Here is a 6,926-nt window from a genome sequence, read left to right on the forward strand (position 1 = left end):
CTGGAAGATCGGCGCATTTTTATCTTTATTGATGGCGAAAATCGTCTGCGCGCCGTTGGCGCCGACCATGTGTTGGATCTGACCGGAGATCCCCACCGCCAGATACAGTTCAGGCTTGAGCATCAGGTTGGAGATACCGACGTAGCGCTCGTGCTCCATCCACTTCTCGTTTTCCGCTACCGGGCGAGAACAGGCCAGCTCAGCACCAATCGTCTGGCACAGCGCTTCGGCCAGCGAGATATTCTCTTTGCTGCCGATACCGCGTCCCACACTGACCACCAGACGCGCTTTATCGAGATCGACGCTGTTGCTCTGACGCGCCTGGGTTGCGGTGCGGGTCACGGCAATGGCCGGAGCCTGCCACTGCACGGTGTGCATCTCACCGCTGCGAGAAGTGTCCGGGTCTTGTGCGTCAAACGTTCCGCTGCTGAGCGTGATCACGGCAAACGGCGAAGCAATGGTTTCTGCCCCTATCGCCAGACCGCCGTAGACCATATGCTTAACCGCCGCTTTTCCATCCTGCAGGGCGACTTCGCTGGCGTCGTTGGAAACCGCAGCCGACAAGCGAAAGCCCAGCTTTGCCGCCAACAGTTTGCCCCGGCGCGTATTCGGCAGCAGTACCGCGCCGCCCTCGCTATGCTGACGAACAGTCTCAGCCATCACATCAGCGTAGTCTTCGATCATGCGGTCTTCTGGTTTGCCGCTGAGCAGCCAGACATGATCCGCGCCTAAATGACATGCTGTCGCGCTATCCGCTTCGTTCAGTACGAACGCGTTAACTTTTTCACCTACAGCCTGCGCGCCACTCATCAGTTCGGGCAGACGAGAAGGGGTATCGCTGAATACCCAGACACTGGAAAATTTGTTCATAACATCCCCTGATAATTAAATGATTTTGCGCAGATTCTCGACAAACGCGGCGATTTGTTCTTCACCGTCACCTTCAATCACCACACGCTGACGCTCGCGCTGCTTCGGTGCGGCAACCTGTTGTACGGAATACGCGGGTACGCTGTTCAGCCCGATATCCGCAGGCGACCAGACCTGAACCGGTTTTTTCGCCGCGCCAAGAATGGCTTTCATCGAAGGGATTTGTGGAGTGTTGATGTCGGTGGAAACCGCGATCACCGCCGGGAGCGGGATGCTCAGCGTTTCAACTTCATCTTCCAGTTCGCGTTCTACCGTCAGCGTACTGTCAGTAAGAGAGAGGATCTTACTCACGCCGTTTATCGCCGGAACGTTCAGCGCTTCGCCTACCAGCAAACCAACCTGCTGAGCATAAAGATCGGAAGAACCGTCGCCGCAAATAAGCAGATCGAAACCTGATTTTTGCGCCGCGGCGGCCAGCGCGGTAGCGGTGTGTTGCGGCAGCGCCTGCTCAAATTGATCGTCAATCACCACAATCAGTTCATCAGGGCCACGAGAAAGAACATCTTTGCGCCCTTTTGCATTAGTCAGCGCTTTGCCGCCAACGCTCATGGCGACAACCTGAGCGTCTCCCACCTGCTGTTTTAACAGGCAAGCAGCTTCAATTGCATTCAGATCATATTGGCTGATTTTGCCATCCGCTTTGCTGAAATCGAGTGAACCATCAGCATTATTAATCGCAATATCCTGTTCATCAGGTACGCATTTGTAGCAAGTAATTATCTTCATTGCATCTCCAGAAATCATGAAGGAAACGTATTTATATCGGCGGTGTTAAATACAGATATCACGCTCTTTAATTCGGAAATAAAACCTTAATCACCAATATTGAAAATGTCACACATTGAAATTCGTAACTTTCAATAGTGTTACATGCCTCACCAATATTGAAAGAAACACGTCAAATATGAAAATTTTCAATATTGCTTGCTGGTTCAACAATATTGAACGCCAGACACTTAAAAAAGTTAAAAAACCAACACCAACTATATGATTTATAAATAAAAAACAGACATTTCAAGATAAAATAACCAGCACAAAAAAGTGTGACGCAAGTAACAGAATCACGCGAAATGAATACCCATTATGAGTTACTCGTTGAGGTGTCCCAGAGGTTAATAAGTTATCAACAAACCATTAATAATAAATAAACAAACGTTCAAATACGGGCACGCTAAATAAATTTCGTTTTCACACTGGAATTCACTTATGAAAAATGAAAAGAGAAAATCGGGAATTGAACCGAAGGTTTTTTTTCCGCCATTAATAATTGTCGGAATACTTTGCTGGCTAACAGTAAGAGATCTTGATGCCGCTAACGTCGTTATTAATGCGGTATTCAGTTATGTCACCAACGTCTGGGGATGGGCATTTGAATGGTATATGGTCATCATGCTATTCGGCTGGTTCTGGCTGGTTTTTGGCCCCTATGCCAAAAAGAGATTAGGTGACGAAAAACCGGAGTTTAGCACCGCCAGCTGGATTTTTATGATGTTCGCGTCCTGTACATCCGCTGCGGTGCTGTTCTGGGGCTCTATTGAGATCTACTACTATATCTCCACCCCGCCGTTCGGCCTGGAACCAAATTCCACGGGCGCGAAAGAGATAGGTCTGGCGTACAGCCTGTTCCACTGGGGGCCGCTGCCGTGGGCAACCTATAGCTTCCTTTCTGTAGCCTTCGCCTACTTCTTCTTTGTACGTAAGATGGATGTCATCCGTCCCAGCTCCACGCTGGTACCGCTCGTCGGTGAGAAACATGCGAAAGGGTTGTTCGGTACCATCGTTGATAACTTCTACCTGGTGGCGCTGATCTTCGCAATGGGCACCAGCCTCGGTCTGGCTACCCCGCTGGTCACCGAGTGTATGCAGTACCTGTTCGGTATTCCGCATACGCTGCAACTCGACGCCATCATCATTACCTGCTGGATCATTCTGAACGCCATTTGCGTGGCCTGTGGCCTGCAAAAAGGGGTCAAGATCGCCAGTGACGTACGTAGCTATCTGAGCTTCCTGATGCTCGGCTGGGTGTTTATCGTCAGCGGCGCCAGCTTCATCATGAACTACTTCACCGACTCCGTCGGGATGTTGCTGATGCATCTGCCACGGATGCTGTTCTATACCGATGCCATCGGTAAAGGCGGCTTCCCGCAGGGCTGGACCGTTTTCTACTGGGCGTGGTGGGTAATTTACGCCATCCAGATGAGTATCTTCCTGGCCCGTATTTCTCGTGGTCGCACCGTACGCGAACTGTGCTTCGGGATGGTACTGGGTCTGACCGCGTCTACCTGGATCCTGTGGACTGTCCTTGGCAGCAACACGCTGCTGCTGATGGATAAAAACATCCTCAACATTCCGCAGTTGATTGAACAACACGGCGTGGCGCGCGCCATTATCGAAACCTGGGCCGCCTTACCGCTCAGCACCGCCACCATGTGGGGTTTCTTTATCCTCTGCTTTATCGCCACCGTAACGCTGATTAACGCCTGCTCTTACACCCTGGCGATGTCCACCTGTCGCGAAGTTCGCGATGGTGAAGAACCGCCTCTGTTAGTGCGTATCGGCTGGTCGGTGCTGGTCGGCATCATCGGTATCGTTCTGCTGGCACTGGGTGGGTTGAAGCCGATTCAGACCGCAATTATCGCCGGAGGATGCCCGCTGTTCTTCGTCAACATTATGGTGACGCTGTCCTTTATTAAAGACGCCAAAGTGCACTGGAAAGACAAGTAATTCTTATTAACCCAATTGATCAAGAGGCTGAAAGATGGATTTCAACTTAAATGACGAGCAGGAACTGTTTGTCGCCGGTATTCGTGAACTGATGGCCAGTGAGAACTGGGAAGCTTATTTTGCCGAGTGCGATCGTGACAGCGTCTACCCTGAGCGTTTTGTAAAAGCGCTGGCGGATATGGGCATTGATAGCCTGCTGATCCCGGAAGAACATGGCGGTCTGGAAGCGGGTTTTGTTACCGTCGCCGCCGTCTGGATGGAGCTGGGACGTCTTGGCGCACCAACTTACGTGTTGTACCAATTGCCGGGAGGTTTTAACACTTTCCTGCGTGAAGGGACTCAGGAGCAAATTGATAAAATCATGGCGTTCCAGGGCACCGGTAAGCAGATGTGGAACTCTGCTATCACCGAACCGGGAGCGGGATCGGATGTCGGTAGTCTGAAAACCACTTATACACGCAAAAATGGTAAGGTTTATCTTAATGGCAGTAAGTGCTTTATCACCAGTAGCGCCTATACCCCGTACATCGTGGTCATGGCGAGAGACGGTGCATCGCCGGATAAGCCTGTTTACACCGAATGGTTTGTCGACATGAGCAAAGCGGGTATCAAGGTCAACAAACTGGAGAAACTCGGTCTGCGCATGGATAGCTGCTGTGAAATCACCTTTGACGACGTTGAACTGGACGAAAAAGACATGTTCGGTCGGGAAGGTAACGGCTTCAACCGCGTGAAAGAAGAGTTTGACCATGAGCGCTTCCTCGTCGCGCTGACCAACTACGGCACCGCAATGTGCGCTTTTGAAGATGCCGCGCGTTACGCTAATCAGCGCGTGCAGTTTGGTGAAACTATTGGCCGTTTCCAGCTGATTCAGGAGAAGTTTGCGCATATGGCGATCAAACTGAACTCCATGAAAAACATGCTGCTGGAAGCCGCGTGGAAAGCAGATAACGGCACTATTACCTCCGGCGACGCGGCAATGTGCAAATACTTCTGCGCCAACGCCGCGTTTGAAGTGGTAGACACCGCCATGCAGGTACTGGGAGGTGTTGGTATCGCGGGCAACCACCGCATCACGCGTTTCTGGCGTGACCTGCGTGTTGACCGCGTTTCTGGTGGTTCTGATGAAATGCAGATCCTGACGTTAGGCCGTGCGGTACTCAAGCAATACCGATAGAACGGCGCAACCTGTAGGCCTGATGAGACGCTCGCGTCGCCATCCGGCCTACGTGGCCCCCATAAATGCCAGGAGAAAAATTATGAATCATTTACCAATGCCAACCTTTGGCCCTCTTGCTGGAGTACGCGTTGTTTTTTCAGGGATCGAAATCGCCGGTCCGTTCGCCGGACAGATGTTCGCCGAATGGGGCGCCGAGGTTATCTGGATTGAAAACGTCGCATGGGCCGATACCATCCGCGTACAGCCTAACTACCCGCAGCTCTCACGCCGCAACCTGCACGCCCTGTCGCTCAATATTTTCAAAGATGAAGGTCGGGAAGCGTTTCTGAAACTGATGGAAACCACCGATATTTTCATTGAAGCCAGTAAAGGCCCGGCCTTTGCACGCCGCGGTATTACTGATGAAGTGCTGTGGGAACATAACCCGAAACTGGTCATTGCCCACCTTTCCGGTTTTGGCCAGTTTGGTACGGAGGAGTACACCAATCTTCCGGCGTATAACACCATCGCGCAGGCGTTCAGTGGTTATCTGATCCAAAACGGCGACGTTGACCAACCGATGCCAGCCTTCCCGTATACCGCGGATTACTTCTCCGGAATGACCGCAACGACAGCGGCGCTGGCGGCCCTGCACAAAGTGCGCGAAACGGGTAAAGGTGAAAGCATCGATATCGCCATGTACGAAGTGATGCTGCGCATGGGTCAGTACTTCATGATGGACTACTTCAACGGCGGCGAAATCTGTCCACGTATGACGAAAGGGAAAGATCCCTACTACGCCGGTTGCGGCCTGTATAAATGCGCCGATGGTTACATCGTCATGGAGTTGGTCGGCATCACGCAAATCAACGAGTGTTTTAAAGATATAGGCCTGGCCCACATTCTCGGTACGCCGGAAGTTCCGGAAGGCACGCAGCTAATCCATCGCGTGGAATGCCCTTACGGCCCGCTCGTCGAAGAGAAACTGGACGCCTGGCTGGCAGCGCATACCATCGCCGAAGTCCAGGCGCGCTTTGCTGAGCTGAATATCGCCTGTGCGAAGGTGCTAACCATTCCGGAACTGGAAGGCAATCCGCAGTACGTTGCTCGCGAATCCATTACTCAGTGGCAAACAATGGACGGCCGCACCTGCAAAGGGCCGAACATCATGCCGAAATTTAAAAACAACCCGGGGAAAATCTGGCGTGGCATGCCATCACACGGCATGGATACCGCCGCCATTCTGAAAAACATTGGTTATAGCGAAGCAGACATAAATGAGCTGGTCGGCAAAGGCCTGGCCAGGGTTGAGGAATAAACGCGACGCGCTAACCCGCTCGTGGGTTAGCGCTCACGCCTGATTTCAGTGGATAAAGCAATATGGATATCGTTGGCGGACAAAACTTACGTCAGATGTGGGACGACCTGGCCGGGGTGTACGGAAATAAAACGGCGTTAATTTTCGAATCCTGTGAAGGAATCGTTCGGCAATTTAGCTATGCCTCGCTCAATGAAGAGATTAACCGCACGGCGAACCTTTTTCATTCCTTAGGGATCCGCAAGGGCGATAGGGTCGCACTGCATCTGGATAACTGTCCGGAATTCATCTTTTGCTGGTTTGGACTGGCAAAAATCGGCGCCATTATGGTGCCGATCAATGCTCGCTTACTGGGCGAAGAAAGTGCCTGGATCCTGCAAAACAGCCAGGTGAGCCTGCTGGTTACCAGCGCCCAGTTTTATCCTATGTACCGTGAAATACGCCAGGAAAATAGCACTCCGCTTAATCATATCTGTCTGATTGGCGAGCAGCTTCCGGCTGACGATGGCGTGAGCCACTTTACCCAACTGCAGGCTCGTCAGTCGACCACCCTGTGCTATACGCCTGCGTTATCCACTGACGATACGGCGGAAATTCTGTTTACCTCCGGTACCACCTCGCGTCCAAAAGGGGTGGTGATTACCCATTATAACCTGCGCTTTGCGGGCTATTACTCTGCCTGGCAAATCGCCCTGCGCGATGATGACGTATACATGACGGTGATGCCCGCTTTTCATATCGACTGTCAGTGTACCGCCGCAATGCCGGCCTTTTCCGCCGGCAGCACCTTTGTGC

The 6,926-nt window shown here is 52.0% G+C and carries 6 protein-coding genes; 4 read left to right on the plus strand and 2 right to left on the minus strand.

What is annotated here, in order from left to right:
• Together KQJ18_RS20020 and KQJ18_RS20025 are read right to left on the minus strand one after the other, a co-directional pair.
• Positions 1-870: electron transfer flavoprotein subunit alpha/FixB family protein (locus KQJ18_RS20020; RefSeq protein WP_216422571.1), on the minus strand; the 870-nt coding region annotated here is incomplete at its 3' end.
• A gap of 15 nt (positions 871-885) precedes the next feature.
• Positions 886-1,656, minus strand: coding sequence for an electron transfer flavoprotein FixA (locus KQJ18_RS20025; protein WP_216422572.1), 771 nt, complete (start codon positions 1,654-1,656; stop codon positions 886-888).
• A gap of 480 nt (positions 1,657-2,136) precedes the next feature.
• On the opposite strand from KQJ18_RS20025, the gene caiT reads away from it, so the two are divergent.
• From caiT to KQJ18_RS20045, 4 genes are all read left to right on the plus strand, one after another.
• Positions 2,137-3,654, plus strand: a complete 1,518-nt coding sequence (caiT, locus tag KQJ18_RS20030; protein WP_038637104.1) for an L-carnitine/gamma-butyrobetaine antiporter — start codon at positions 2,137-2,139, stop codon at positions 3,652-3,654.
• 34 nt (positions 3,655-3,688) lie between these two features.
• On the plus strand, positions 3,689-4,831 hold the full coding sequence (gene caiA / locus KQJ18_RS20035) for a crotonobetainyl-CoA dehydrogenase (protein ID WP_003018898.1): 1,143 nt from the start codon (positions 3,689-3,691) through the stop codon (positions 4,829-4,831).
• An 82-nt stretch (positions 4,832-4,913) separates the two neighbouring features.
• Positions 4,914-6,131: an L-carnitine CoA-transferase gene (gene caiB / locus KQJ18_RS20040; RefSeq protein WP_038637101.1), complete on the plus strand. Its 1,218-nt coding sequence runs from the start codon at positions 4,914-4,916 to the stop codon at positions 6,129-6,131.
• Positions 6,132-6,193: 62 nt separating this feature from the next.
• Positions 6,194-6,926, plus strand: a 733-nt coding sequence (locus KQJ18_RS20045) for an AMP-binding protein (protein ID WP_216422573.1), incomplete at its 3' end; no start/stop codon positions are given.

The sequence above is a fragment of the Citrobacter sp. S55_ASV_140 genome (assembly GCF_018919505.1).
Classification (GTDB): Bacteria; Pseudomonadota; Gammaproteobacteria; order Enterobacterales; family Enterobacteriaceae; genus Citrobacter; species Citrobacter werkmanii.

Excerpts from the sequence above, each read along its gene's own strand:
- KQJ18_RS20025 (WP_216422572.1), bottom strand. The coding sequence starts at position 1,656 with ATGAAGATAATTACTTGCTACAAATGCGTACCTGATGAACAGGATATT.
- caiT (WP_038637104.1), top strand. The coding sequence starts at position 2,137 with ATGAAAAATGAAAAGAGAAAATCGGGAATTGAACCGAAGGTTTTTTTT.
- caiA (WP_003018898.1), top strand. The coding sequence starts at position 3,689 with ATGGATTTCAACTTAAATGACGAGCAGGAACTGTTTGTCGCCGGTATT.
- caiB (WP_038637101.1), top strand. The coding sequence starts at position 4,914 with ATGAATCATTTACCAATGCCAACCTTTGGCCCTCTTGCTGGAGTACGC.